19 protein-coding genes are annotated in these 26,568 nt (G+C 53.4%); 4 read left to right on the forward strand and 15 right to left on the reverse strand.

Annotated features, from left to right (window positions below):
* Window positions 1–61 precede the first annotated feature (61 nt).
* Entirely contained in the window at window positions 62–655 is a 594-nt protein-coding gene (locus ACRQ84_RS22130) for a LuxR family transcriptional regulator (protein ID WP_483818134.1), read from the reverse strand.
* An 87-nt stretch (window positions 656–742) separates the two neighbouring features.
* Window positions 743–2,839, reverse strand: coding sequence for an elongation factor G (fusA, locus tag ACRQ84_RS22135; RefSeq protein WP_483818135.1), 2,097 nt, complete (start codon window positions 2,837–2,839; stop codon window positions 743–745).
* Between the two features lie 211 nt (window positions 2,840–3,050).
* Between fusA and ACRQ84_RS22140 the strand changes: the two genes are divergently transcribed.
* The gene (locus ACRQ84_RS22140) at window positions 3,051–3,962 is read left to right on the forward strand and encodes a ketopantoate reductase family protein (protein WP_483818136.1); all 912 of its coding nucleotides are present in this window, start codon (window positions 3,051–3,053) and stop codon (window positions 3,960–3,962) included.
* A gap of 267 nt (window positions 3,963–4,229) precedes the next feature.
* Here the strand turns inward: ACRQ84_RS22140 and ACRQ84_RS22145 are convergent, their stop codons facing one another.
* Window positions 4,230–4,997, reverse strand: a complete 768-nt coding sequence (locus ACRQ84_RS22145) for a YdcF family protein (RefSeq protein WP_483818137.1) — start codon at window positions 4,995–4,997, stop codon at window positions 4,230–4,232.
* A 99-nt stretch (window positions 4,998–5,096) separates the two neighbouring features.
* Between ACRQ84_RS22145 and ACRQ84_RS22150 the strand changes: the two genes are divergently transcribed.
* On the forward strand, window positions 5,097–6,164 hold the full coding sequence (locus tag ACRQ84_RS22150; RefSeq protein WP_483818138.1) for a LacI family DNA-binding transcriptional regulator: 1,068 nt from the start codon (window positions 5,097–5,099) through the stop codon (window positions 6,162–6,164).
* Window positions 6,165–6,203: 39 nt separating this feature from the next.
* Here the strand turns inward: ACRQ84_RS22150 and ACRQ84_RS22155 are convergent, their stop codons facing one another.
* Window positions 6,204–6,893, reverse strand: a complete 690-nt coding sequence (locus ACRQ84_RS22155) for an aspartate/glutamate racemase family protein (protein ID WP_064741395.1) — start codon at window positions 6,891–6,893, stop codon at window positions 6,204–6,206.
* A gap of 110 nt (window positions 6,894–7,003) precedes the next feature.
* Window positions 7,004–9,046, reverse strand: a complete 2,043-nt coding sequence (locus tag ACRQ84_RS22160; RefSeq protein ID WP_483818139.1) for an FUSC family protein — start codon at window positions 9,044–9,046, stop codon at window positions 7,004–7,006.
* A 253-nt stretch (window positions 9,047–9,299) separates the two neighbouring features.
* On the opposite strand from ACRQ84_RS22160, the gene ACRQ84_RS22165 reads away from it, so the two are divergent.
* Window positions 9,300–10,247, forward strand: a complete 948-nt coding sequence (locus tag ACRQ84_RS22165; protein WP_483818140.1) for a sulfonate ABC transporter substrate-binding protein — start codon at window positions 9,300–9,302, stop codon at window positions 10,245–10,247.
* A gap of 258 nt (window positions 10,248–10,505) precedes the next feature.
* Here the strand turns inward: ACRQ84_RS22165 and ACRQ84_RS22170 are convergent, their stop codons facing one another.
* From ACRQ84_RS22170 to ssuD, 7 genes are all read right to left on the reverse strand, one after another.
* Complete coding sequence (locus tag ACRQ84_RS22170) at window positions 10,506–11,945, reverse strand: MFS transporter (protein ID WP_483818141.1); 1,440 nt, start codon at window positions 11,943–11,945, stop codon at window positions 10,506–10,508.
* A gap of 177 nt (window positions 11,946–12,122) precedes the next feature.
* Window positions 12,123–12,998: a MetQ/NlpA family ABC transporter substrate-binding protein gene (locus ACRQ84_RS22175; protein WP_483818142.1), complete on the reverse strand. Its 876-nt coding sequence runs from the start codon at window positions 12,996–12,998 to the stop codon at window positions 12,123–12,125.
* Window positions 12,995–13,693 carry a methionine ABC transporter permease gene (locus ACRQ84_RS22180; RefSeq protein ID WP_064741390.1) on the reverse strand — a complete coding sequence of 233 codons (699 nt, stop codon included), beginning with the start codon at window positions 13,691–13,693 and terminating at the stop codon, window positions 12,995–12,997. The genes ACRQ84_RS22175 and ACRQ84_RS22180 overlap by 4 nt, the downstream gene beginning before the upstream one ends.
* Complete coding sequence (locus tag ACRQ84_RS22185) at window positions 13,690–14,709, reverse strand: methionine ABC transporter ATP-binding protein (RefSeq protein ID WP_483818143.1); 1,020 nt, start codon at window positions 14,707–14,709, stop codon at window positions 13,690–13,692. Before ACRQ84_RS22185 ends, ACRQ84_RS22180 begins: the two co-directional genes overlap by 4 nt.
* The gene (locus ACRQ84_RS22190) at window positions 14,706–16,100 is read right to left on the reverse strand and encodes an LLM class flavin-dependent oxidoreductase (RefSeq protein ID WP_483818144.1); all 1,395 of its coding nucleotides are present in this window, start codon (window positions 16,098–16,100) and stop codon (window positions 14,706–14,708) included. The genes ACRQ84_RS22185 and ACRQ84_RS22190 overlap by 4 nt, the downstream gene beginning before the upstream one ends.
* A gap of 74 nt (window positions 16,101–16,174) precedes the next feature.
* On the reverse strand, window positions 16,175–17,581 hold the full coding sequence (locus ACRQ84_RS22195) for an FAD/NAD(P)-binding protein (protein ID WP_483818145.1): 1,407 nt from the start codon (window positions 17,579–17,581) through the stop codon (window positions 16,175–16,177).
* Window positions 17,582–17,595: 14 nt separating this feature from the next.
* Window positions 17,596–18,768 carry an FMNH2-dependent alkanesulfonate monooxygenase gene (gene ssuD, locus ACRQ84_RS22200; protein ID WP_483818146.1) on the reverse strand — a complete coding sequence of 391 codons (1,173 nt, stop codon included), beginning with the start codon at window positions 18,766–18,768 and terminating at the stop codon, window positions 17,596–17,598.
* Window positions 18,769–19,042: 274 nt separating this feature from the next.
* On the opposite strand from ssuD, the gene ACRQ84_RS22205 reads away from it, so the two are divergent.
* Complete coding sequence (locus tag ACRQ84_RS22205) at window positions 19,043–20,974, forward strand: sigma-54-dependent Fis family transcriptional regulator (protein ID WP_483818147.1); 1,932 nt, start codon at window positions 19,043–19,045, stop codon at window positions 20,972–20,974.
* 447 nt (window positions 20,975–21,421) lie between these two features.
* Here the strand turns inward: ACRQ84_RS22205 and ACRQ84_RS22210 are convergent, their stop codons facing one another.
* The 3 genes from ACRQ84_RS22210 to ACRQ84_RS22220 form a co-directional block, all read right to left on the reverse strand.
* Window positions 21,422–22,393 carry a ParB family protein gene (locus tag ACRQ84_RS22210; RefSeq protein ID WP_483818148.1) on the reverse strand — a complete coding sequence of 324 codons (972 nt, stop codon included), beginning with the start codon at window positions 22,391–22,393 and terminating at the stop codon, window positions 21,422–21,424.
* A 7-nt stretch (window positions 22,394–22,400) separates the two neighbouring features.
* A complete protein-coding gene (locus ACRQ84_RS22215; protein WP_064741383.1) occupies window positions 22,401–23,600 on the reverse strand; it encodes an AAA family ATPase in 1,200 nt (399 codons plus the stop codon).
* A gap of 1,628 nt (window positions 23,601–25,228) precedes the next feature.
* Entirely contained in the window at window positions 25,229–26,158 is a 930-nt protein-coding gene (locus tag ACRQ84_RS22220) for a RepB family plasmid replication initiator protein (protein WP_007886110.1), read from the reverse strand.
* Between the last annotated feature and the right edge of the window lie 410 nt (window positions 26,159–26,568).

A 26,568-nucleotide genomic window follows, 5' to 3' on the forward strand; every position in this document is an offset into this window, starting at 1 on the left:
AATATGTCGTTGGCCGCGCATTATTGCGCGCCCAACGTTATTGGTCCACTGTATCGCTGGCTTAAAAGTTATTGGTAAAACGCTGATACAGATGCAGGCTATTTTTCAGATTAAGTTTTTTGACGATTTTGTTCTGATGGCTGTAGAGCGTTTTTTTGTTTTCACCGGTTATTTTCGCCACACCTTCAATGGATTCGTAAGTGAATAAGCAACACAGGAAATTAAATTCTTTCTTCGTTAAATGATTATTGACGACGGGAGAGGCGAATGACAGACCGTTTTTATGGTGGCAAAGCCTGATGGCTAGCGTACTACTGATGAAGTCCGTCGACGATTTTTTATTGATAAAACAATCAGCATTGATGGCATGACTGCTGTAGTTAATTTTGTTTTTCTCTAAATCAGAAAAGAAAATCAGCGTCGCGTTTCGGGAGATCTTCAATTTTGTTAGATAACGAATATAAGTCAGCGCCGTACGGAAGTTTGCAGGTAAATCAAAAATAATGACGGGTGGAAGGCGGGTTATTTTATCCCGTTCACTGAGTCGAGTTTTCAATTCACCGATATTTTTACAGCAGGTAATAGTTGATTGTTCCAGAAGCGCAGATAAGCCCTGCTGGTGAAAGCAGGACTGATCCAGATAAAATACATCCATGATTAATTTCCGGTAATTATCCCTCATCCTGCGAATACTAGCGGCTTACCGGCAGAAATTAACTGTCCATTTTTGGTGCTAAGTGATTTACGCGCGCGCCGCGATGATACTGTCGGCCACGTTGCGAGGTGCTTCCGCATAATGCGCAAACTCCATGCTGTAGGTTGCGCGGCCTTGCGACATCGATCGCAGCGTGGTGGCATAACCAAACATCTCGGACAACGGCACTTCGGCGCGAATAATGCGCGCACCAAAGCGTTCATCCATGCCCTGCAGCGTCCCGCGCCGCGCCGAAAGATCGCCCATCACGCCACCGGCATACTCTTCCGGCGTCTCCACTTCCACCTGCATCAGCGGTTCAAGAATCACCGGATCGGCCCGTTTCGCGGCGGCTTTAAAGCCCAGGATTGCCGCCATGCGAAACGCCATTTCCGAGGAATCGACATCATGGTATGAACCAAACGTCAGCGTGGCTTTGATGTCCACCACCGGATAACCTGCCAGCACGCCGCTGTTCAGCGCTTCACGAATCCCCTTCTCCACCGAAGGAATAAACTCGCGCGGCACCACGCCGCCTTTGGTCGCATCTTCAAAGGCAAATCCGGCACCCGCCTGCTGCGGCTCCAGCGTCAGCACCACATGTCCGTACTGACCTTTACCGCCCGACTGGCGCACAAACTTGCCTTCGACTTCGCGCACCGTTTTGCGGATGGTTTCGCGATAGGTAACCTGCGGCCGACCGATGTTGGCTTCCACGCCAAACTCGCGCTTCATGCGGTCAACGATAATCTCCAGATGTAGCTCGCCCATGCCGGAAATAATCGTCTGGCCCGATTCCTCATCGGTGTGCAGACGGAACGACGGATCTTCGGCCGCCAGCCGCTGCAACGCCAGGCCCATTTTCTCCTGATCGCTCTTGGTTTTCGGCTCAATCGACAGCGAAATCACCGGATCGGGAAACTCCATGCGCTCTAGCGTGATCACAGCAACAGGATCGCACAGCGTTTCGCCGGTGGTGACCTCTTTTAACCCCACACAGGCGGCGATGTCGCCCGCATGAATCTCTTCGATCTCGATACGGTCATTGGCCTGCATCTGAACAATGCGACCGATGCGCTCTTTACGCCCTTTCACCGCGTTCCACACGCTGTCGCCTTTGCGCAGCACGCCGGAGTAAACGCGCACGAACGTCAGCTGACCCACGTAGGGATCGCTCATCAATTTGAACGCCAGCGCGGAGAAGGGCTCGCTGTCATCCGCATGACGTTCGTCGTGTTCGCCCTGCTCGTTGACGCCGCTCACTGCCGGTACGTCAAGCGGTGAAGGCATCAGTTCAATCACCGCATCGAGCATGCGCTGCACGCCTTTGTTTTTGAACGCGCTGCCGCACAGCATCGGCTGGATTTCACCCAGCAAGGTGCGCTGACGTAATCCGGCAATCACCTCGTCTTCACTGAGATCGCCCTGTTCCAGATAACGATCCATCAGTGCTTCGCTGGCTTCTGCCGCCGCGGCCACCATGTTCTCGCGCCACTCGGCGGCGAGTGCGTGCAACTCAGCAGGAATCGGGGCATAACTGAAACTCATGCCCTGGCTGGCGTCGTCCCAGTAAATAGCGCGCATTTTGTTGAGATCGACCACGCCGCTAAAGTGCTCTTCCGCACCGATAGGAATAACGATCGGTACCGGATTGGCATGCAATCGGTCTTTCATCATCTGCACGACGCGGAAGAAATCCGCACCCTGGCGATCCATTTTATTAACGAAGGCAATGCGCGGCACATGATATTTATTGGCCTGGCGCCACACGGTTTCTGACTGGGGCTGCACGCCGCCGACCGCGTCATACACCATCACTGCGCCATCGAGCACGCGCATAGAACGCTCAACTTCAATGGTGAAATCGACGTGTCCGGGCGTATCGATAATGTTGATACGGTGCGGCGTAAAGCTGCCATCCATGCCCGGCCAGAAGCAGCTCACCGCTGCCGAGGTAATGGTGATACCACGCTCCTGCTCCTGCGCCATCCAGTCGGTGGTTGCCGCGCCATCGTGCACTTCACCTAACTTATGGCTCATTCCGGTGTAAAACAGGATGCGCTCTGTGGTGGTGGTTTTACCGGCATCGATGTGCGCGGAGATGCCGATGTTGCGATAACGTTCGATGGGGAGGGTTCGGGGCATGATGCGTCCTTAGTCATTCGACTAGTCATGCGGCGCGCACCATTGCCCGCCGCTGCGCAACAGCCTAACCCCATTGTACGAGTAAATACGAACAGTTTGAGCCTTTTTTAAACATCGTTAGAATCTTGCAGCCGATTCAGCATTTACGGGCTGGAAAGCCATCGCCGGTCACTTTAAGGTAAGGCTTTCACTCTCAACAGGAAAATTGACCATGCGTATTCTGGTAGTCGGCGCCGGCGCCACCGGCGGCTATTTCGGTGCGCGTCTGGCGCAAGCAGGACGTGATGTGACTTTTCTGGTGCGCGAGCGCCGCTTTCAGCAGCTGCAGCAAACCGGTTTAGTGCTGAAAACACCCGCCCGCAGCGAAGTGATTCAGCCGCAGCTGGCGCAGGCCGGTTCGCTTGAAGGTCATTTCGATCTGATTATTCTGACGGTGAAAAGCTTCGGGCTGGAACAGGCGATGAACGACATCGCGCCCGCTGTCGGCCCAGACACGCTGATCATGCCAATCCTCAACGGCATGCGGCATATCGATACGCTGCGTGCGCGCTTTGGCGACAAGGTGATTGGCGGCTTGTGCAAAATCAACGCGACGCTGGGAGAAAACGGCGAAGTGGTGCAGATGACGCCGCTGCACATCCTTTATTACGGTGCGCTGGATGGCAACAACGATGTGCGTTTGCAGCGCGTGGATGAAACGCTGCGCGCGGCGCAGTTTGATACCGTGTTTGCCGACAACATCATGAGTGAGCTGTGGGAAAAATGGTTGCTGCTCAGTACGCTGGGTGCGGTGTGTTGTATCGCGCGTGGCAATACGCAGCAGGTGCTGACATCCCAAGGCGGCGAAGCGTTACTGCAGACGATTTTTGGCGAAGTGTTGTCGGTGCTGAGTGCGGAAGGTTATCAGCAGCGCCCGGCAGTGACGGCGAAGATTTATGAGACGCTGAACAACCCCAAAGCGGCAATGACCTCATCCATGTACCGTGATTTAACCCAGGGCTTTGAGATTGAGGCCGATCAGGTGATTGGCGATCTGCTGGTGCGCGGCGCGCGCAGTGGCGTCGTGACGCCGTTGCTGAACGCGGTGTATGTCAATTTGCAGGTGTATGTGCAAAATCGATAACAGCGGTCGCCATATATGGCGTAATGCTCGTCAGTTAAGCGCCGTATCAAATCGCCGCACCTTCCGTAGCGGCACGATTTATCGCGCAATGAATTGCGCCGCTACATTGTGTGCACTCGGTAATGAGGATTTTCATCTCTTAAATGACGAGCATTAGCCATTTATGGCGACAAGGACACCATCCTTGTGCAGCCATTGAAACGGTCGTCATTAATGACGACCCTACGCCAAATAAATTGAGCCGCTACGGGAATGCGCGATCATTTGTTACAACCGTGACTGCACGCCCGGCAGCTGCTTCAGACGCTGCCATCCTGCTTCCACTTCTTCCGGGATCTCTACGTGGCCAAGGAAGCCGCTACCGCGCGGCCCGTAGCCGTTTTCGTCATCGCGCAGGCGCTGGATTTCCCCCATCAGCAGCGACAGAAAACGCTCCATCGACCACAATCCCTGCGGCGGCGCGCCGATAATGCGCAGCATGCCGGCATCCATCATTACCTGCGGTACAAACACCGGCCAGCTGATAAACTCCGGCGCATCCGCGCGATCGCGCCATTGATAGCGGAACGTTTCCAGGGTGCGACGCTGCATCAGCGGATCCTGCACCAGCAGCACACGCTGCGGCTGCCAGCTGTGCTCATCCAGTAACTTTTGGCTCAAGGCGGCGTTTTCACCGCAGTTGCGTGAGGCGGTTTCCAGCAATAGCAGTTCATCCGGCAACGCGGCAAATACGCGGGCCACATCGCCTAACAACTCGGCTTCGCTTTTGCCTTTGCTGTCGATTTGGCGATACAGCGGATGCGACGCCAGCATCTCCACCAGTAGCGAAGTTGAGTGGCCTATGCCGCCGCTGATCAATAACGGCAGCTGATACTTTTTCGCTACGGCAATCACGGCTTCCACGTTTGGTAACACGGCATGACCGGCAAGAATCGCTAAATCGATGTCGAGCGTGCCATCTTGTGGCATCTGATCCAGCGCCAGCCAGGCCGCCAGGGTAATGATATCCTGAATCTGATCGTTATTAAGCTGCATCCGGCTCTCCTCTTTTTACCTTTGGCAGTGTAGCGGCTTAAGTACGTGTCGGCAGGGAAAAATTTGCTACACTCGCAGCTTAATCTTCAGGAGAGATTCATGACTGCGCGCTCCGTAACCCTCGACGATGTTGCTCATCTGGCTGGGGTTTCTTATCAAACTGTTTCCCGCGTCCTCAACCATTCCGAACAGGTTTCGCCGCGCACCCGCGCCAAAGTAGAAGCCGCGATGCAGCAGCTCAATTATGTGCCGAATCGCGTGGCGCAGCAGCTGGCAGGTAAAAATACTCGCACGCTGGGCCTCGCCACCAGCGATTTGGCCTTGATGGCGCCGGCACAGATTGCCTCGGCGATTCAGCAACGGGCGGCGGCGCAGGGCTATCATTTGGTGATAGCCATGGCGAATACCGGCAGCGCGCCGCAGGACACCGTGCATGAACTGCTGGCGCAGCGCGTGGATGCGTTGCTGATCAACCTGCCGCTGGATGCCACGCAAGCAGCGCAGATCCAGCAGCAGTGCGATAACAAGCCGGTGCTATTTCTTGATGTGGAGCGCAGCGCTGAGGTCGCGCAATGCCAGTATCAAAGTGAATCTGGCGCACAACAGGCAGTCGATCACCTGGTGGCGCTCGGTCATCAACAGATTGGCGTGTTGAATGGCCCGGCAAGTTCTGCTTCGGCGCGTGCACGTTTTGCTGCGTGGCAGCAGGCGCTGGCGGCGCATCAGCTGACGCCGTTCTGCGTGCTAAGCGGCGACTGGAGCGCGGCATCGGGTTATCAGGCGCTGCTGACGCAGTTGCACGCCCCTCTGCCGCAGGCGCTGCTGGTCGCCAACGATCAGATGGCGCTCGGCGCGATGCGCGCCCTGCATCAGCATGGCGTGAAGATCCCAGCGGAAATGTCGCTGATTGGCTATGACGATACGGCGGAAAGCGCGTGGTATCAGCCGCCCTTAACTACTGTGCGTCAGGATCTGCAGCAGTTGGGCACCGTCAGCGTTGATCGGTTGCTGGCGCAGCTGGAAGGCGGCGATGTGGTAGAGAGGACGCTGAAAACTGAATTGGTATTGCGTGAAACCACCGCGGCGCCGCAGCAGGATGGCGTGGATGTGGCAGAGATTGCCCAGCAGTTGCAGGCGCTGGCGCGCAAGTTGAAGCGCACCTCATAAATAGGTGAGGTGCGCGTCTGGTCGCCATGAATGGCGACCCTACGAAAGCGCGAGTTTTACGGCGTCTTCTGCGTGGATCAACGTAGTATCGAACAGCGGAACGCTGGCATCTTCCGCCTTCACCAGCAAGGTGATTTCGGTGCAGCCGAGAATAATCGCCTCTGCGCCCTGCTCCACCAGCTCGGCAATAATCTTGCGGTAGTGCGCGCGTGATTCATCGCGGATCACGCCAAGACAGAGTTCCTGATAGATGATGTCGTGCACCACTTTGCGTCCGGCTGCATCAGGCACCAACACGTCAATCTCCGACTGATTAAGTCGGCCTTTGTAGAATTCCTGCTCCATGGTGAACGCCGTCGCCAGCAAACCGACTTTTTTCACCCCCGCCTGACGGATGCGCTGTGCCGTGGCATCGGCGATATGCAGCAGCGGAATGCTGACCGCATCGGTGATCTGTTGCGCGACTTTGTGCATGGTGTTGGTACAGAGCACGATAAAATCTGCGCCGCCTTTCTCCAGACTGATCGCCGCTTGCGCCAGGATCTCACCCGCTTTTTGCCACTCGCCTGCGGCCTGCAGCTGTTCGATTTCATGAAAATCGACGCTGTACATCAGGCTACGCGCGGAGTGCAAACCGCCCAGTTGCTGTTTCACTTGCTCATTGATAATGCGGTAATAGAGCGCGGTGGATTCCCAGCTCATGCCGCCAATCAAACCGATCATTTTCATCTGCTTAACTCCGTTTTAAACCTGCTGCTCAGCACTGTAAGCGAAAAAGCCAAAGCGCGCGATAAATCCCGCCGCTACGGAAATATGCCATGTTCCTGTCGCGACGCCATTTATTGCGCAACCTTTTCCGGCCAGCGCGCTGACGGAAACAAGGTTAAGCGGATATTAAACAGGTGGAACATCGGTGCAAATAGTGTGTTTTCCTGCATCGCCGCCGTTTCCAGCCGCAGCAACAACGTATTCAGTTCCGCCAGCAATTCTGGCGGCGGCGAGGTTTGGAGCGACTTCAACCTGCGCTTAAGAAACTGGCTTAACTCATGAAACATCGCCGCGCTTTCAATGTGATGGGCGAGCAGCAGCTCTCGATGGCGCGTGTAGTAGTCATAACAGTTAGCGCCCAGCCAGGCTTCAGCGATCAGATTACCGCCGGAGACCAGTTCCGGCACCGGATCGACGCGTTTACGCGGCAGGATGATGTTGACCTTATCCAGCGTGCGCGAGACAAACTGCTGACGCGCGGTCAGCGTGACACTGTTGAGCCGCACCGTGGCGATAAACTGCAGCAGATCGCGAATACCTTTGCGCACCGCGCGTTTGGCCGTCCACGACGGACGCTTGTTGCGGATCAGCGCCGTGATCACCACCGCGAAAGTAATGCCCACCAGCGTCGAGATAATAGCGTTCACTATAAGCTGTAAATCGGGTTTGAAGTTGTGGCTCATGCCAATCAGGCCGGGAATCTGCGTGGCAACAATCAGGCCAATCAGGTTGGTGGAAGGATTGGCGATCACCAAGCCCAGCGCCAGTAAGCCCGGCGCAAGGCAGATCACCAGCGCTTCGAAGGTTACCGCCTGCGGGATCAGCAAGGTGATATACAGCAGGCTGATCACCACGGAGATCAGTACGCCTTTGAGGAACAGCTTCATCGGCGCAATTGGGCTGTCCATCCCGGCGAAGAAGGAGCAGAGAACCGCGGCCATCATCGGCGCGGTGGCGCCATCCACCCAGCCGCTGCCAATCCAAAATACGCAGGTGACGAAGGTGGCGATAAAGGCGGTAAACGATGACAGCAGCAACAATCCCTTATCGACGTGTTTGTGCGCGCGCGCCATCTTTCCGGCTTTTACCGCAGGCGTCCACTCACTCACGCGCTCGCTAACGCTGTGATACGCATCGACAATCCGCACAAAATTGAGCAAGCGCTCCAATAATCCCAACAGCAGGATACTCTCTTCGCTGTTGAGCCTGCCCTCTTGCCACGCCAGTTTCAGTTGATCCTGTGCCTGGCTGAGTTTTTCGCGCACCGGCAGTTGATCCTCTCCGTTTAACCACAGTAAGCATTGCTGGAAGACATTGGCAATGTAGTCGGGAAAACGGATTTGCTGCTGAGCCAGCAGATTCAGGCGTGATTCGATTGCCGTCAGCGTGGGGATGAAATAAGACAGATGCTGATACTGTACGCTGACTAAGCGCACCAGCCGCCGCGCGGCATCGCCTTCATAGACGCAGTGGGTGATCAGCGTTTCGACGTTAAGCGGGTAGTTGGCCATCTGGATCAGAATATCTTCGCGTTCCACCGACTTCTCCGCTGGCATCGCCGTGACCAGTTCGCTGCACAGCTTGCGCGCGTTCTGGTACCACAGATTGACGCTCTGCTCTAACAGATTACGCATCGAGACCGGCCACAACAGGCGATGCACCAGGCTGCTGCAGACGATGGCGACGGTGATCTCCTCAACGCGGGAAATCACCGTGTAGGTGATGGCCGATGGCGACACCACATCGGGAAAACCCATAATTGCCGCGCTGTAACCCGCCAGCATAAATACATAGCTCTTCGGCGTGCGGTCGTGCAACGAGAGATAAAGACATACCGCCACCCAAAGCGAGATGCATAAGCTGAACAGCAGCGGATCCTGCACTGTGGCGGGATAGATCAGCAGCGTAAACAGGCCACCCAATAGGGTACCGAAGAAACGGAAAACCGATTTCGATACCGTCGATCCCGAATAGAGCTGCGAGGCAACGTACACTGTAGTCAGTGACCAGGCCGGTTTATCCAGATTGAGTTCCAAAGCAATGTAAAAAGCCAGAAAAGCAGCAAGACAGGTTTTGGCAGAAAATAGCACTGCGCTTTTTGAAAACCACTTCATAGAACAGGTAAAACCTTATGCCAGCGGCGGGATTGCTTATCCTGACAGAAGCTTTTAGTAATGGCTTTTTGATTTGTTATACAAATTATTACCGTGCTAATTATGTAGGCATCTATGGAAATCCAGACGCGTTTGCTGATTACAGTGAATGATCCAGATCACATAAATAATAGTTATAAGCGATCGAAATTAGTTATTTATTGGTTATATAAGGGCTTTGCTAAGGTGGCAGAAAAACCACGAGAGAATCATCATGAAAGCAACACTTCCTGTCCTGAGCGCTTTAGCTCTCAGTTTTGGCCTGCTCTCCACACATGCCTTTGCCGCTAACCCAGAAACCGTCACTATCGGCTATCAGAAGGCCAACATCTTTGCCCTGCTGAAATACCGCGGCACTTTGGATGAAACCTTTAAAAAGCAAGGTATCGCTATCCGCTGGGTGGAATTCCCCGCTGGCCCGCAGATGCTGGAAGGCTTAAACGTCGGCAGCATTGATTTGGCGGCTACCGGCGATGCGCCGCCCGCTTTCGCACAGGCCGCGAAAGCCGATTTGATCTATCTCGGTCATTCACCGGCTAACCCTAAAACTGAAGCCATCGTGGTACCGAAAGAGTCGGCGATCAAGCGCGTGGCCGATTTGAAAGGCAAACGCGTCGGCCTGAATAAAGGCTCTGACGTGAATTATCTGCTGGTGAAAGCACTTGAAGATGCGGGACTCAACTATAAGGACGTTACGCCGGTTTACCTGCCACCCGCCGATGCGCGCGCTGCCTTCCAGAAAGGCGCGATTGATGCGTGGGTGATTTGGGATCCGTACCTGGCAGAAGTGGAAGCCAATGCCGACGCACGTGAAATCCGCAATGCAGAAGGATTAGTGCCGCATTACACCTTCTATCTCGCCAGCCGACCGTTTGCCGAAGGTCATCCTGATACCGCGAAGCAGGTGGTGGATGAGCTAAGCAAACTCAGCGATTGGGCGAATAAAAATCCGGATGACGCGGCGGCGATTCTGTCGAAATCGACCGGCCTGGATAAAGCTATCTGGCAAACCACGATCAAACGCCTGCCTTATGGCGCGTCACGCATGTCGCCGCAGGTGTTTGATGAGCAGCAAGCGTTAGCGGATACCTTTACACGTGTAGGTCTGTTGCCGGTAAAAGTAGATGTGCGCAGCGCGACCTGGTCGCTGGATAAGAAGTAAGTCGTCCAATGCATCTCTCGTAGCGGCGCGATTTATCGCGCCGCTACCATGTGTGCGCTCGGTAATTGCGGTTTTTATCTCTTAACTGACAAGCATTACGCCATTTGTTATCTGCCTTCACATTCGCTGGCAATCACCTGCACCTGACCCGCTTCGGCTTCAGCCAGCATTCGCCGCCACAATCTGCATTTCATCACTGTTCACATGGGCAACATATGCTGATTGCAGTGAATGTGTCGCGTGGTGTTGCCAGTAAGCTCATGGTAACTCCTGATGTGAAAGATCGTCGATGTCGTGGCGCGTGGGCTCGTGGCGCACCGCCAGCAGGAAGAAGATCGGAATGATTGCCGCCAGCGAAACCACCCAGAACATGTTGGTGCCGAGCGCGGCCTGCAGCATCGGCAGGATGAACAGCGCTAACGCACTGCCGATGCCGGAAAGTGCACGACTGAAGCCCACGCCGGTGGCGCGGATAGAAGTGGGATAGGAAAGCGCCGGATAGACCATCAGCTGCGCACCCGGACCGAATCCTTCGGCAAACAGCCACAAGCCGAGCATCAGCACCGCGAAGACAATGCCGGCGATGGCTTCAGGATGACCAATCAACGCCAGCGCGATCAGCGCAAAGAATTGCAGTGCAAACCCGGCTATCGCAACGTGCCGCGACGGATATTTCCATGCCAGACGCATGCCGAGCAGGCCGCCGGTAAAGGCGAACAGCGCGTTAAGTCCCAGCGATGCTGAGATGGTTTCGAATACGCCCGCGCCAAGGAACTGTGCCAGAATCGACGGCAGGAAGAACGCAATGGCGGTGTATTCAAACGAGATGCAGATGTTCATCACGCCCGCAACAATGGTGCGTTCGCGCCACGGTTTCTCAAACAGCACGCGGAAACTCACTTTCGGTGCCGCAGCTGCCGGTGGTGCCTGGTGTTCCGCTTCGTGCGCATGAATGCCGTAGGAATCACGCAGAATGCGCACCGCGGATTTCAGATCACCCTGATTCGCCGCCCACAGTGGCGATTCGTTCATAAATTTGCTACGCACCGCGATGATCAGTAGCGCTGGCACCGCACCGAACAGCAACGACGCGCGCCACAGCCAGTCAAGATGTTCTTTCGGCAGCAGGAAGTAGAGCGCGAAAATCAGCAGGAAGCATACCGTTGAAGCGGCGTACCACATTGGGCACCAGGCCGCGAGTCTGGCGGCTTTGTTGCCTTTACCGGCAAATCTGGAGAACTCCGCCAGATACGACATCGCCACCGGCAAATCGATTCCAACGCCAACGCCCATCAAAAAGCGCGCGCCAATCAGCACCCAGACGTTCGGCGCTAAGCCCGCCGCAATCGCCGAAACGACAAAGAACAGCATGTCGGCCATAAACACCGAATAGCGGCCATATTTATCCGTCAGCCAACCGCCCACCAGATTGCCGACAATGGTGCCAACCATAATTGAGGAGGTGACTAACCCGGTGATCAGCGGCGAGAGCTGAAACTCGCGCACCACATCATCGATGCCGTACGAAAGCGTGGTGAGATCGTAGGCGTCGAGGAACACGCCGCCGAGCGCGAGGAACACAATCATGCGCGCGTAGTTGTCATTTTTACTGCGGGTGTTGATTAGCCTGGCCACGTCACTGACCGAACGTACCGGTTCGGAAACCGGCAGGGTGTTTTCTAAAGGAAGTGAACTCATAACGCCTCACGTTGTTGTTTTGTAGTGCAGGTGAGATTGTTATAAGGGGTTTATTGGCTGCGCCAAAACAACAATTCTTGATATTAATCTACTTAAATATCAATAGGATAAATTAATTTTATCCAACACAAAAACCCGGACACGCCTGGCGCATCCGGGTGTGCAATCATCCGTAATTTATTCGGCTGAGACCGGCACCAATACGCCTTTTACCAGCGGGTCATCGGTGGTTTTCAACCACTGCTGTACGCGCGGATCGGAGAAGGCTTTTTTCAGCTTCTCGATATTTTCCTGGTCCAGATAAGGTGTGCCAATCACCAGCTGTGAGGCAAAAGTACGCGGCGCAGGCGGGAAGAGAATGCCTTTCTCGCGCGGCACTTTTCCGGCATCAAATTGCGAGACATAACCAATCGCCGCATCCACCGAGTTAAGCGCACGCGGCATGGTCAGCAGATCGAGTTCTTTAAACACCAGGCCATGCGGATTGCCAACAATGTTCTTCAGTTTGGCCGTGCGCGGCTCAACGTTAGGATCGAGCGTAATTAACCCCTGACGTGCCAGCAACCATAATGCCTGGCCCTGATTGGCGCCATCATCCGGGACTACAACCGTCGCGCCCCGCGGCAAGTCAGCGACCGATGTGTAACGATCGGAGTAGATGCCAAACGCCCACTGGAACAGCGGCAGTGCGGAAGTCAGCGCAAAGCCGTTGGCATCCACGACTTGCTTCAGCCACCACTGATGCTGGTATACCGTTGCGGCATATTGCCCTTCGGCTACCGCGCGGTCGGCTTGCACCGGATCCTGCACACCTACTGCCTCTAGCTTCAGGCCGTAATCAGGCGCGATGTGCTCGCCAACGTATTCAATCAGCTTCTGCTCGCCCGCCATTGCCGGTTCAAAATGCACCTTTAGCGTGGTACCAAAAACTACCGCCTGCGGCTGCTGGCTGCGCCAGAACCAGCCGCCAGCGGCGAGGATAACGACCACTATAATCAGTAGCAGCCACGGCCAGCGGCGTGTTTTACGCAGCTCGAAATCTTGTGTTGTCATAGCGATGTCCCCTGAGGATGGCGTAATGCGGTGACCAAACGGTCGCCGAGAAGTTGAATAGTTTGAATAAGGGCGATCAGCACCACGATGGTGGCGATCATGATGTGATTGTCGAAGCGCTGATAACCGTACACCACCGCCAGATAGCCGATACCGCCAGCGCCGATAGTGCCGGCAATGGCGGAGTACTCAATCATCGAGATCAAATTGAGCGTTACCGCCGCAACTATCGCGGGCAGCGCTTCGCTGAGTTGTGCCGAGCGGATGATTTGCCAGCGCGAACCACCGCATACCAGACCCACCGCGGTGACTTCGCCAGGCAACTCACGCAGCGCGTTGTCCACCAGACGGCCAAAGAACGGAATGCCTGCAGCGATCATCGGCACTACGGCGGCAGGAATGCCGATGGTCGTGCCGGTGAGCCAGAAGGTGAACGGAATGATGGCGGCCATCAATACCAGAAATGGCAGCGAGCGGCCCATGTTGACGATCCAACTCAACACCCGGTTAATACCGCGATGTGGAAACAGACCGCGCGCTGAGGTGTTAAACAACACCACCCCGACGATGCCGCCGAACGTCACCACAAACAGCATCACGATCACCACCATCAACGCGGTTTCGCCCAGAGCGGGCAGCATCAACGCCGGAATTTCTGGCCACGGCGTATCCTGACTAATGACTGATACGCTCATACCGCCTCCCGCAATGGCAACACGCTGCCGGAAACGCTGGCAACTAAGCCCAACTGCTCCAGTTGCGACAGCAAACGCGCCAACGGCACGCGCTCATGCTGAAAGTGAATGCCCACCTGCAGCCGTCCGGCTTGCAGACCGTTAACTTGCTCAACGTGCGCGCCGAGCAGATCAATACGCAAACCAAACTGCTGGCTGAGGCGCGATATCCAGTCGCTGGCGACCGGCACATCCGTGCGATAGCTGAGCTGGAGCAGCAGTTCGGCATCACTCGCCTGCGCCGCCAGTGGGAACAGGCGCTGTCCCAATAGCGAATCCGGCTGTGCCAGCAACGCTTTCACCACGCCATACTGAACGATTTGGCCGTCGCGAATTTCCGCCACTGCATCTGCCGCTTGACGTACCGCATCCATTTCGTGGGTGATCAGCACAATCGCCAGCTTGTAGTCATCTCGCAGCTTTTTCAGCAGGTCGAGCACGGTGACGGTGGCTTCCGGATCGAGCCCTGATGTGGCTTCATCTGCCAGCAACACCGACGGGCGCAACGCCAGCGCACGCGCGATGCCGATACGCTGACGCTGACCACCGGAAAGCTGGCCGGGATAAGCTTTAGCTTTGTGGCTGAGACCGACGCTATCGAGCAATTCACCCACGCGCGCTGCGATATCGCGATCCACCACGCCGAGATAGTGCAGCGGCAAGGCGATGTTCTCCCACGCGGTTTTACGTTGCAGCAGCGCGGAAGACTGGAAAACAGTGCCAATCGAGCGACGCGCCTGACGCAGCGCTTCACCATCCAACCGGGAAAGATCGCTACCGTTGACGCGGATGCTGCCGGCACTCGGTTGTTCCAGCAAACTGATACACTTCGCCAGCGTCGATTTACCCGCGCCGCTTGGCCCAACTACCGCGGTGATGTTGGCCTGCGGCACCTGCAGGATGATGGATTTCAGCACCTCAGTAATGCGGCCGTCGGGCGCGCGATAGTGTTTGCTGAGTTGATCTATTTCGATCATGAGACCTCCTGCAGCGTGGAGGTTTTCACGCGATAGCCCGCGCCCGGGTGCGGCGACTGCAGCTGCGGGCCGGCGGCGAATAACTTCTCGCGCAGCGTGCCCTGCGCATACTCTTTTTTGTAGACGCCGCGTTTTTGCAGTTCCGGGATCAGCAGTTCCACCACATCTTCAAAGGTTTCATGCGTCAATGCATAGGCGAAGTTGAAGCCATCCACATCGGTCTCTTCTACCCAGCTTTGCAGTTCATCGGCGACGGTTTCCGCGCTGCCGACAATGAGCGGACCAAAGCCGCCAATGCCAACCCAATCTGCCAGCGCTTTTACCGTCCACTGACGATCAGGATCGGCGGTGGAAAAGGTTTCGACCGCTGATTGGATGGCGTTGGTGTGGATATATTTCAGCACCTGATCCGGCTGATACTGGCCGAAGTCGATGCCGGTCCAGCCTGATACCAGTGCCAGCGCCCCTTCGTAGCTGACCCAGCCGGTGTACTCTTTCCATTTCGCCTGCGCCGCCAAATCGGTTTCACCGACAATCACGGTTTGCAGATTGAAGATCTTGATGCTGTAAGGATCGCGCCCCGCTTCCGCCGCGCGGCGACGAATATCGGCAACGGTTTTCTTCAGCAGCACTTTCGACGGCGCAGCAACAAACACGCATTCGGCGTGTTCCGCCGCAAACTGCTTGCCACGGCTCGAGGCGCCCGCCTGATACAGCACCGGCGTACGCTGCGGTGACGGTTCGCATAGGTGAATGCCCGGCACGTTGAAGAAGGTGCCCTGATGATTGATCGGATGAATTTTGCGCGGGTCGCTGAAGATGCGGCGTTCGCGATCACGCATTACCGCATCCTGCTCCCAACTGCCTTCCAGCAGCTTGTATACCACTTGCAGATATTCGTCGGCATAGTCGTAGCGGCTATCGTGATCGGTCTGCGCTTTGTGACCGATGTTGCGCGCGCCGCTCTCCAGATACGAGGTGACGATGTTCCAGCCGACGCGGCCTTTGGTCAGGTGATCGAGTGTCGATAAACGGCGCGCAAACGGATAAGGATGTTCAAACGATAATGATGCCGTGAGACCAAATCCAAGGTGTTCGGTGACCAGCGCCATCGGCGTGATTAACGCCAGCGGATCGTTCACTGGCACCTGCGTCGCCTGGCGGATCGCCGCATCGCCGTTGCCGTTCAATACGTCGTAAACGCCGAGCACGTCGGCAATAAACAGGCCGTCAAATTTGCCGCGCTCCAGCAGGCGCGCTAAATCCACCCAATATTCCAGATCTTTGTATTGCCAGGAACGGTCACGCGGATGCGCCCACAGGCCCGGCGACTGGTGTCCGACACAGTTCATATCAAATGCGTTCAAGCGAATTTCACGTTGCGATGGCATAGCAATCTCCATAGCGAGGCCGTGATCGTGTTACGACCTGGCGTTCGTCAGTTAATTTTTAGGATGTTCCGAGATTAAAGCGTTGAGGGGGGACATCGCTCAGCGTGAGCGATTTGCAGTTCTTGTAAAATATTCTTCGCCACATCAGCGGCGTGATCGGCAACTTGCGGCAATCCCATCAGTTCACCGAAGCGCGCACGCGCAGCGGGTCCAACGACAAACAGACGCGGGTTGGGCTGGCCGGTAAGATTGAGCGTGTGTGACTGGCTGTCAACATCCATACCAAAACCCAACGGGTCAGCACGGATCAAACCTTGCTGACTGAGTGACTGCAACAGCGGCTGACTGACAATTAAGGCCTCATGACCGGGACCGGTGGTGACAATCAGATGATCGAGGCGATGAATTTCGCTGGCACCCTCGCGCGTACGCAGCGTGATTTCCAGCTGGTGGCCGAGACTGCTGATATCAACCAGGCGCGCGGCCAGCACCTTCATACTGCCCTGCTGCTGCCGAGCACTCATCACCGCTGACACCTGCGGCGCAATGCGATAGCGATGCACATCCCACCACGAACGCAAGTGACGGACAAAGCGCTGCTGCTCGCGCAGTGGAAGCGATTGCCAGATCGTTTGGCCTTGCACGCGCACCTGATCCAGCACGCGTTGCCACGGTAATCCCTGTTCAGCCGCACCCGCCACTTCAGCACGCATATGCCGCAGCCACAGACGCGCGCTGGGCACGCTCTGTGGGGCTAACGTCCATTCGGGCCACTCACCACTCAAATTATCGCGAGAGAGCTGGCCACGGCGCGAGAAAGCGATTAACGGGCCACAATGCTGTCGTGTACCTAACGAAGCCACTACGTCCGCCATACTCAAGCCGGTACCGATAATCGCAACTGACGCTTCAGGATTGATGGCGTCCAGTACGCCGTGCTGCCATGGATTAGCGATCAATGCCGGGTGGGCCGAGAACGGTTGCAGCGCACGCGGCAACGACGGCGGCGGATGACTGATTGCTAATGCCAGCACATCACCCTGCAGCGCTTCACCGTTGCTGAGTAACAGCTGTTCTCCTTCCCAGGCCACGGCACTGGCCTGGATGTGGCGCAACGTGATATGCGGATACGCCTGCGCCGCCGCCGCAAACTGTTCTGCCAGATAGCGACCAAATAGGCTGCGCTGCGGATAGACTGCGCCGTCATCGCAATGTGCTACTGAATCCAGTGAACATTCCGGCTGTTCGCGGTACCAGCGATCAAACGCGCCCTGCTCTTCACCGCTTAATTGCATGCGCGAAGCCGGCACGTTGATGCGGTGTGCTGGCTCTTGCGTGGAATAGGCAATGCCGCCGCCAAGATTGGCGCGCGGTTCGACCACTGTAATCAGTAGCCCGGTTAACGAGGTGCGTGCGAGATGAATCGCCAGCGCCGTGCCGCTGAAACCACCACCAACAATGATTACCTGCGCCGTTGACATTGCCTTCTCCTGCATTAGCTGGCGCTCGTCTGTTTTGAAGGACGCTTATCGCCACCAATGGTTTCACCAAACGGACCGGTGTTAATCGTACGTTCACGCTGCTGCTGCGCGTTAGCCAGCGGTAGCAGCGGCAACAGCAATTCGGCCACGCGATGCGCTTCTTCCAGATGCGGATAGCCCGACAGAATGAAGTTGGTGACGCCTAATGACTGATATTCGCGAATACGTTCTGCCACCTGTTCAGGACTGCCCACCAATGCAGTACCTGCGCCACCGCGCACCAGACCTACGCCGGCCCACAGATTTGGTGAGATATACAGATTGTCACGCGAACCTTTGTGCAAAGCACTCATCCGCGCCTGGCCGGCGGAGTCCATACGCGCAAAGATTTTCTGCGCCTGCGCAATGGTCTCTTCATCAAGATGGCCAATCAGTTTATCTGCCGCCGCTTTAGCTTCTTCTTCAGTCTCGCGCACAATGACATGCAAACGAATGCCGTACTCCAGTTTACGTCCACGCTGTTCCGCACGTGCGCGCACCACTTCCAGCTTTTCGGCAACCTGCGCTGGCGGCTCGCCCCATGTGAGGTAGGTATCGATTTGTTCCGCTGCAACATCAATCGCCGCCTCTGATGAACCACCAAAATAGAGCGGCGGACCCTTTTCCTGCACCGGCGGGAATAACACTTCCGCGCCTTCTACGTGGATATGTTCACCTTCGTAATCCACTTTTTCACCGCGCATCAGGCGGCTGTAAACATCGAGAAACTCTTTGGTGACTTCGTAACGTTCACTGTGGTTGAGGAAAATGCCATCGCCTTTGTTCTCAATCGGATCGCCGCCGGTCACCACGTTAATCAGTAAACGCCCTTCGGACAGACGATCGAGCGTGGTCGCCATGCGTGCTGCCAGCGTTGGCGGCTGCAGGCCAGGGCGCACCGCCACTAAATAGCGCAGACGTTTTGTGATGGGCGCTAATGCGGAGGCCACCAGCCAGGAATCTTCACAGCTTTTGCCAGTAGGAATTAATACGCCGTAGAAGCCGAGATTGTCGGCAGCAAGCGCCACTTGCTGTAAGTAGGGTAAATCGACCGGGCGCCCGCCTTCGGTGGTGCCAAGGTAGCGTCCATCTCCATGTGTCGGTAAAAACCAGAAGACATTAATTTTATCGTTCGCGGAATCGGCCATTATGCTTTTCCTATATAACTTTATTAAAAAATCATCATTTTGAACTGCTCATTTGGTTATAAAGCTATTAGCAGAAAGCGTGCCAGGTTGTTTAAAGCCGCGAATCGCCGTAATTCAGGCAGTTAGCCCTGCCGTTATGCGTTTAAGCAGTTGCATTTGCGACTTTGTTGCAACAGCAATTGCTGCATATGCAACTGCTTATGCTTTTTACATGGTGTTCATAGTCAGCGAGAGCATTTAGCGTAGCGTTATGATCGTTACAGGACTTAATGCCATGTTAACCACTTACGCTAACCACACTGATTCTCCACGCTTAGTCGATCCTGCTTCACTGGCGTTTCAGTCGCTGCTGGACAAATTCGCGCCTACCGATGCTACCGTTTTGATTGTTGGCGAAACCGGCACTGGGAAAGAAGTGGTGGCGCGCTACTTGCATCATCATAGTCCGCGGCGTCATGGCCCTTTTCTGGCAGTTAACTGCGGCGCGCTGACGGAAAGCCTGGCCGAAGCAGAGCTGTTTGGTCATGAGAAAGGCGCATTTACCGGCGCGACGCAATCTCATCCTGGCTGGTTCGAATCAGCGCAAGGCGGTACGTTGCTGTTGGATGAGATTGGTGAACTCAGCCCTTCACTGCAGGTTAAATTATTACGCGTGTTGCAGGAACGAGAAATCACGCGCGTAGGCTCGCGTAAAGCGATAAAGGTGGATGTGCGGGTTATTGCGGCTACGCATGTCGATTTGGCACAGGCAATCCGTGAACGACGCTTCCGCGAAGATCTTTTTTATCGCCTCAATATTGCGGTAGTTCCTCTGCCGCCGCTGCGTCAGCGTCGTGAAGACATTCCACTGCTGGCGCAACATTTCCTCACACTGTATGCACGACGTTTGGGTCGCCCGGCACGTCACCTGTCGCCTGATGCGCTTGAGGCACTGCACGAATACAGCTGGCCGGGCAATATCCGTGAATTGGAAAACACGCTACATAACGCCGTGTTGCTGAGCCGCGAAGAAACGCTAACGCCTGCACAGCTGCGACTCGCTGGTTACAGTGAACATGGATTTAGTGAGTCAAACGATTCTACGCTCGACAGCTTTCTGCAGCAGCAACTGAAGGGCCAGCCACAACAACTGTTTGATCGCGTCATCAGGAGCCTGATTAGCAATGCGCTATCGATGACAGACCACAATCAAACGCAGGCCGCGACGCTACTCGGCATCAGCCGCCATACCTTGCGCACGCATCTGGCGAATCAGGGAATGATTAAAGGGCGGCGCAAAGCGCCTGTATCTCCGTCGATATCCATTACGCACGCAACGCAGGAGCGCGAACTGCGTATTGGCTATCAGAAATTTGGCAATCTAGGCGTTTTGAAAGCCCGTCAGAGCCTCGAACACGGTTTCGCTCAGCAAGGCATTAGCGTGCTGTGGAGTGAGTTTCCTGCTGGTCCACAACTGCTGTATGCGCTGCAGAATAACGAAATTGATTTCGGAACGACGGGTGAAGTGCCGCCTATTTTCGCACAGGCGAGCGGCAATGCGGTGACGTATATCGCATGGGAACCCCCGGCGCCGAGCAGCGTTGGCATCGTGGTACCCCATGATAGCGAAATCCGCACCATCAGCGATCTGCGCGGTAAGCGTATATCGGTTAATAAAGGCTCGAACGTTCACTGGCTACTGCTGCAGTTGCTGGAAGAAGCGGGCATTGGTCTGGATGAAATCAAAGTAGTGTACGCGCCACCGAAATATCCGCTGACCGCCAGTGATTATCTCTCGGTGGATGCGTGGATGATGTGGGATCCGTTGCTCAGCGCCGCTGAAAGCAATCCTGAACTGCGGGTTTTAGTGAACGGTGAAGGGCGTGTACATAATCATCAGTTCTATCTGTCACGACGTGATTACGTCGAGCAACACAATGACATACTCAAGCAACTGGTGGAAAGTTTGCAGCAAACGGGTTTGTTCATTGATTGCCAGCGACGCGAAGCTTCGATGTTATTGTCTCAGGAGCTTGGAATGGACATCGCGTCAGTAGAAAGAGCGTTGACACGCCGCAGTCATAAGACCCGTGCGATGGCCTTTGAGGTGATTAAAGAGCAACAGATAATTGCCGATCGTTTTTATGCGCTAGGGCTGATCAGTAAACCGGTGCGGGTACGCGATGCCGTTTGGCAATTTTCATCAGCGCTGGCGTTGATTGAGTGAGGTCAGCCGGAAAAGTTATCCACGCTTTCTGTGGATAAATCGCTGAATATCATCTGGCTAATCTCGCTTAGGTTCTATCACTAAAGACTGAAATGACGTACTCAATTGGCGATTTCAGCCTGAAATATTATTTAAAAAACCTTATTTTTCATAATAATAGAGATGAAATTGCCTTGGCGAGCCGATGAAATTTCATTCGGTTTCCACTCGCTAATTTTGCATAAAATTTTTGCTGCCGCCTTAGCGCACACTTGGTTAAATTGGCTTCAGTTAGTTAACCTGCATTGAATAGTTTGAATCGTTTCCTTTAATAACTCGATAAGATACTGGCGATTTCAGCCTGAAATTTCTCCTACGATAATCGATATTTCATACAGTTAGCGATAAAATTCCGCTGGCGAGGAAGGTAAAAGGGCATAAAAAAACCGCCCGGAGGCGGCATAACGATTATTGGTTTAGAAACTTATTGAGCGTCTCGTTAATCACTTTATCCAGTTCTTCCTGCAACTCTTTTGACTGACGATTGAACTCGTAGCTGAACATACGTCCGCGCGTTTTCTTACGTGCGAAGCGATCTTTATCGGCGAAGCTCCATAATGGCGTCGCTACCGTTTTATCTTTGGCCGGTGACTGCATTAGCGTCTGGCTGCCGTTACGCACTAATCGCAGAATGCCATTCTTCACTTCGTCTTCAGCTAACCCGTCGCGTGCGCATACCGTATCAACATCCATACCGATGGTATCGATCAATGCATCAACCGTTTGTCCGGTTTCCTGCAGCTTCTCGTACGCTTGCAGCAACGATTTATAGTCGGGATAGGTCAGTTCAGAATGATTCGGGAACAGTGTGACAAGCTCCAGTGGCACGCTGGCAGCCTGCAATGCACGCGTGACCTTCGCCTGAGATAGCCCTTCGCTTTGCGCGATCTCTTTCTGAGACAGTCCACTCTCTTTGAGCGACAGTAAACGCATACCCACTTCACGCAAGTTATGCTCGCGCGCAGTTTGAATGTCCTGCGCTAACCGACGCGCTTCTTCTGCGGAGATAGCGACGTCAGTGACCAGCACATCCAGCCCGGTTTTGCAGTGTAAAGCCGCCGCGCGACGACGAGAACCATCAAGAATCTCAATGCGATCGTCACGCTTTACGCCAATCGCTGGGAAAAACTGCTGCAATTTGATGGTACGGATGATGTCGCGCAGCGATTCAGGCGTAAGACCAGACTGATCGCGGCCATTGGTTTCCATCTTAACGAAGGTTTTCTCTTCGATTTCCTTCGCGGCAATGTGTTCAAGCGTGAAGAGGGCGCGTTTACCCGTCGCCAGAATGAATGTCTGAGAATGGCCATCGGCACTTTCCTCAGTCTGCAAAGGTGTCTGGCTGAAGGTTCGGCCAATAGTGATTCTTTTTGCGCTCATAGTAACCTCAGTTCAGGCGAATGAATTCAATACGGTCAAATACGGCTTTCGCGAAATCTTCCGCCGCTGAACGCGCATTCTTTAAGGCTTCGGTGCTGCCCACGTAGGTTGATGGATTGGCTGAAATAACCGTGTCAAACGACTCTCCGCAGCGCTCAAAGCCATCCAGACGCGGCAACGCAGCATCCAGCATATCGCCACCAAAAATCTCTTTCGCCAGGCTATGACACAGCTTATGGTCCGCTTTATTCGAAAGTTTAGACATAAAGCCAATGTTGCCCTGCAAACGGCAGGTAGCGCCAGATTCTTCAATGATGCCAATCAGCTCGGGTAAACGCGTCAGATACTTTAACGTGGAGTGGAAATCCACCTGCGCGGGGGGCACCGGCGTCATCAGTAAGTCCGAAGCGGCAATGGCGTTCTTGAGGAAAGCATCCAGATGCGGACCGCTGTCAATGAAGATAAAGTCGTAATCTTTTTTCAGCTTTGCCACCACATTGTCATACAACACGGCGTGGATGTTCTGATCGGGCAAATGAGCGGCACACAGTTCTTCCCAGCGCGATGCAATGAAGGCGTCATCAATTGATGCCGGCAAAACATCAACGCCCGGAATAATCGACGAAACAATAAACTCGTTGAGTAATTCTTCACGGCTAACGTTCTGCAGCATCGCCTGCGCGGCAGTAGCTTCCACTAATCCTACTGAACGTTGATGGTTAAGGAACATGGTGGCTGATGATTGCGGGTCCAGATCGATGACCAGAATCCGCAAATCTTCGAACAGTAGATGCGGATGGGCGCGTAAGGCATGTGCCAGCGAAACGGTAGAAACCGTTTTTGATACGCCACCTTTCAGATTACCAACAAAGATGCTGAAGGCTTCATGGTGGCGATCACGATACTTGGGTACGCCACGATGATGATAGATATCGATGATGTTCTGAATCGACATCGCATACTTGGTTGAGCTGCCCGCAGCACGTTTATCAAACGGATAGCCGTTCTCTTCCATCTCATTTACAGCGTAATCAACGCTCGCTCGCGTCAATTTAGGCAGTTTTGCTAAAGCTGCTTTCGCGTAAACCTGATAAAACGTGTTTTCCCGCAACTCTTCTTTCTGCGCCTGAATCTGATCGGTCAGGCTCATCAGCATTCTTTCTGAACGTTGTGCGACTTTCAGAACTTGCTTGTCATCGTTAGCCATACTTGCTCCACACATGTAGGATTTATGACTTTATACATAAATCCAGCACATGAGGCAAATATATCTCTTCTGCACAGGAAAAATTAGTGATGTGAAAACACCTTGATTAAGAGCGCTTTAGCGAAAACGTTCACTGTATTCAGTGTTCTTATTTTAGCCATAAGGCTTTATCGTTCAAATTTGAACCGCCGCATTCTTGTCCAAAGACGGAAAGATTCACTGTAATCAGTGGTTCGTTTCTCATTCTTGTACTGTTAGATAAAGAAGGAAAGAAGGGCGGTTACAGCTTAAATTACTGAAATGTTCACTGTAGTCAGTTAACTGAATACGACCAATGCAGGCGTTCACTGTAGTCAGTAAAAGATTCACTGTAATGAGCAAATAACGGATAAGCATTCACTGTAATCAGTAGATGCTATGTGAACGAATGGATCAGGCGAGCGAGCAAGGACAATTACCTTGGTAATCAGATGTTCAATGTAATCAGTAAATCCCGATGAACGCTCACGCGTAACTGCTAATGTTCACTGTAATCAGTAAACGCCTTGTTCTCATCATCGGCAAAGATTCACTGTAATCAGTAGAAGGTGATTGCGATTCGATTAAACGTTCACTGCAATCAGTACGTCAAATGGGTTAGAGGGAAGGCATTCACTGTAATCAGTAAAAATTATGACGCAGTGTAGAACGTTCACTGTAATCAGCAAAGCCTGCCAAAATGTTGAGTCTAACGTTCACTGTAATCAGTAAGACCTGATTTACCGACAAACGGATGCCCCTGAAATCGCCATTAACAATCCAGCAAAATCCGCTAAACGTCCTTTAGAACATTCACTGTAATCAGTACACCCTCAGGTTAAATGGCTTAATCGTTTACGGATAAGTAATGGTGATGTTCACTGTAATCAGTAAAAAGCCCACTGTTGCCTGAACGCCCAACGTTCACTGTATTCAGTAAAAAACGACGCGTTGAATTGTTTTTTGTCATGCTGCGAACACAGCAGGGCAGGGGACGACATGGCAGCGTTCACTGTAATCAGTGACAGTGTGATGTGCTCGTCAATCAGCATAAAAGGGTAGATACAGATGCCTCTCGCTTTCGTTCACTGGAGTGAGAAGACAGGCCAAACATTCACTGTAATCAGCGCACTGACCAACCCTGTCACTTTTACTGGCTGTATTAACAGTTAAATTACCGATTACAGTGAATATAGTTAGCAAACAGTTTTTTTATACTTATAAATCATCAACTTGTAGTTAAACATTCACTGTAATCAGTATACAGACCCGTCATCAACATTCACTGTAATCAGCGAACTGAGCGTGAACACAAAGATTCACTGTGATCAGTAGAAAGGCAGTAAAAAGGGAAGTTAAGTGGAGCACTACCGCCCTTGTAAGTACTCACTATCATCTTAAGCAGCTTAATATGGCCTCAGCTTAGTGCATGGCAAGGCACAAGACCTGCCAAGAGCTGAAGGTTTCCGATTACAGTGAACGTTGCTGATTACAGTGAATGATGCGAGGACAGCTGATTGCAGTGAATGTTAGCGGAAGAGCAGGTGTCACTTTTGCTCAAAAAGTGACACCGCTTTACAGGAATTGCTGAATACAGTGAACGGTTGATATCACTCTTCGAACTCAATATCTTCCAGCGAATCGATACTTTCGAGATTGCTGATGCCGTCGAGTTTTGGTGTCCTGCTGTGGATGATGAAGAACACCGAGCGACCACGTTTCACTTCCGAATAGTCGAGATAGCCAATCTCCTTGAGCTGCTCCATCGCACGTCGCACCACGTGGTTTTGCGTGGTGGTTTTCGAGCCAAGGTTTAAACGCATACGCAAACGCGCCAGAGAGATGGGCGCCGGATTGGTCGGCAAACTTTCGAGATAGGTATACAACGCCTGAGCAGATTCTTTACGCTTCAAACGCGAAATGGCTCGCAGCTGCAGTAACACTTTATGGTCAAAGTTATAGAGCTCGAATAACTTCGGATCGGCCTGAATGCGCACAAGATCCTTTTCACGATCGTAATACGCCGATTGCACCAGGTGAGTGTGATACGCCTTGCCATTACCTTCAAAGGACAGCGTATTCGTCGCAATGCGCCGTAAAGAGGCATCTAAACGCTTACGTAACGCGGCGGACGAGTTTGCTGAAGGGATGCCGCACATCTTGACGAAATCAATAAACGGCAGCGTCACGGTGTCGCCCTTTGAGGGATAACGCGAGAAAGATTGGATAATCCCGGCCCAGGTTTTGAAATCATTATCCATATCCAGTCTTGCGCCGGTAATGGTAATCTTTTCATAGCCTTCCGATTTCACCAAAGAAAGGTTCTTCAGTTCTTTCGTTGCATCCGTCGAGGCCATCGCGCCTGACTTACCCCGTGCGGTGGACTTCAATGTAGGAACAAACAGACCCAGGCGCATTAAAGCGACCGGTTGTACGGTGTTATTTTTATTAGGGTGGAGTTGAATAACTTCACCGCTGTTTTTTGTCACCGACAGAAAGGGCTCGAGTAACGCCTTGTTTTCACTCTCTTTATCTGCCATAGCCTGAGATCTTCATTCTGTGGATGAAAAGGGTCGTTTTCTGATTACAGTGAACATTAACACTGTTTATAGTGAACATTCTACTCTCTATAGTGAATAAACTACTGACTCCAGTGAACACTTTACTCATTATAGTGAACGCGATCACCTTCTGAGGCCTTGTGGGGTGCGGCCTGCGACGATCGGGGATCTCTTAGGATCTCTTTTAGATCTCTATATGATCTTTCTTTAAGATCTATTCACTGTATAACTGAATAACTGCAGGATCAGAGCGGCTTAGGCATGCCAAAGCGGTGAAAACAAGTTCATCACCATTACATGCAGATTGATCCCTTAAAATCATCAGTTTTACACGATTAAGATCTTAAGACTTCTCCTGATATGAACAACTTCCTCATTATTATTCATTT

This window comes from Pantoea sp. E2023-21 (assembly GCF_051302795.1).
Lineage (GTDB): Bacteria > Pseudomonadota > Gammaproteobacteria > Enterobacterales > Enterobacteriaceae > Pantoea > Pantoea ludwigii_A.

Bases quoted from the DNA above. Each gene is read 5' to 3' on its own strand.
- ACRQ84_RS22190 (WP_483818144.1), bottom strand. From the start codon at position 16,100: ATGCCATCGCAACGTGAAATTCGCTTGAACGCATTTGATATGAACTGT.
- ssuD (WP_483818146.1), bottom strand. From the start codon at position 18,768: ATGGCCGATTCCGCGAACGATAAAATTAATGTCTTCTGGTTTTTACCG.
- ACRQ84_RS22145 (WP_483818137.1), bottom strand. From the start codon at position 4,997: ATGCAGCTTAATAACGATCAGATTCAGGATATCATTACCCTGGCGGCC.
- fusA (WP_483818135.1), bottom strand. From the start codon at position 2,839: ATGCCCCGAACCCTCCCCATCGAACGTTATCGCAACATCGGCATCTCC.
- ACRQ84_RS22150 (WP_483818138.1), top strand. From the start codon at position 5,097: ATGACTGCGCGCTCCGTAACCCTCGACGATGTTGCTCATCTGGCTGGG.
- ACRQ84_RS22210 (WP_483818148.1), bottom strand. From the start codon at position 22,393: ATGAGCGCAAAAAGAATCACTATTGGCCGAACCTTCAGCCAGACACCT.
- ACRQ84_RS22130 (WP_483818134.1), bottom strand. From the start codon at position 655: ATGGATGTATTTTATCTGGATCAGTCCTGCTTTCACCAGCAGGGCTTA.
- ACRQ84_RS22220 (WP_007886110.1), bottom strand. From the start codon at position 26,158: ATGGCAGATAAAGAGAGTGAAAACAAGGCGTTACTCGAGCCCTTTCTG.
- ACRQ84_RS22160 (WP_483818139.1), bottom strand. From the start codon at position 9,046: ATGAAGTGGTTTTCAAAAAGCGCAGTGCTATTTTCTGCCAAAACCTGT.
- ACRQ84_RS22180 (WP_064741390.1), bottom strand. From the start codon at position 13,693: ATGAGCGTATCAGTCATTAGTCAGGATACGCCGTGGCCAGAAATTCCG.
- ACRQ84_RS22185 (WP_483818143.1), bottom strand. From the start codon at position 14,709: ATGATCGAAATAGATCAACTCAGCAAACACTATCGCGCGCCCGACGGC.
- ACRQ84_RS22165 (WP_483818140.1), top strand. From the start codon at position 9,300: ATGAAAGCAACACTTCCTGTCCTGAGCGCTTTAGCTCTCAGTTTTGGC.
- ACRQ84_RS22195 (WP_483818145.1), bottom strand. From the start codon at position 17,581: ATGTCAACGGCGCAGGTAATCATTGTTGGTGGTGGTTTCAGCGGCACG.
- ACRQ84_RS22170 (WP_483818141.1), bottom strand. From the start codon at position 11,945: ATGAGTTCACTTCCTTTAGAAAACACCCTGCCGGTTTCCGAACCGGTA.
- ACRQ84_RS22215 (WP_064741383.1), bottom strand. From the start codon at position 23,600: ATGGCTAACGATGACAAGCAAGTTCTGAAAGTCGCACAACGTTCAGAA.
- ACRQ84_RS22140 (WP_483818136.1), top strand. From the start codon at position 3,051: ATGCGTATTCTGGTAGTCGGCGCCGGCGCCACCGGCGGCTATTTCGGT.
- ACRQ84_RS22205 (WP_483818147.1), top strand. From the start codon at position 19,043: ATGTTAACCACTTACGCTAACCACACTGATTCTCCACGCTTAGTCGAT.
- ACRQ84_RS22175 (WP_483818142.1), bottom strand. From the start codon at position 12,998: ATGACAACACAAGATTTCGAGCTGCGTAAAACACGCCGCTGGCCGTGG.
- ACRQ84_RS22155 (WP_064741395.1), bottom strand. From the start codon at position 6,893: ATGAAAATGATCGGTTTGATTGGCGGCATGAGCTGGGAATCCACCGCG.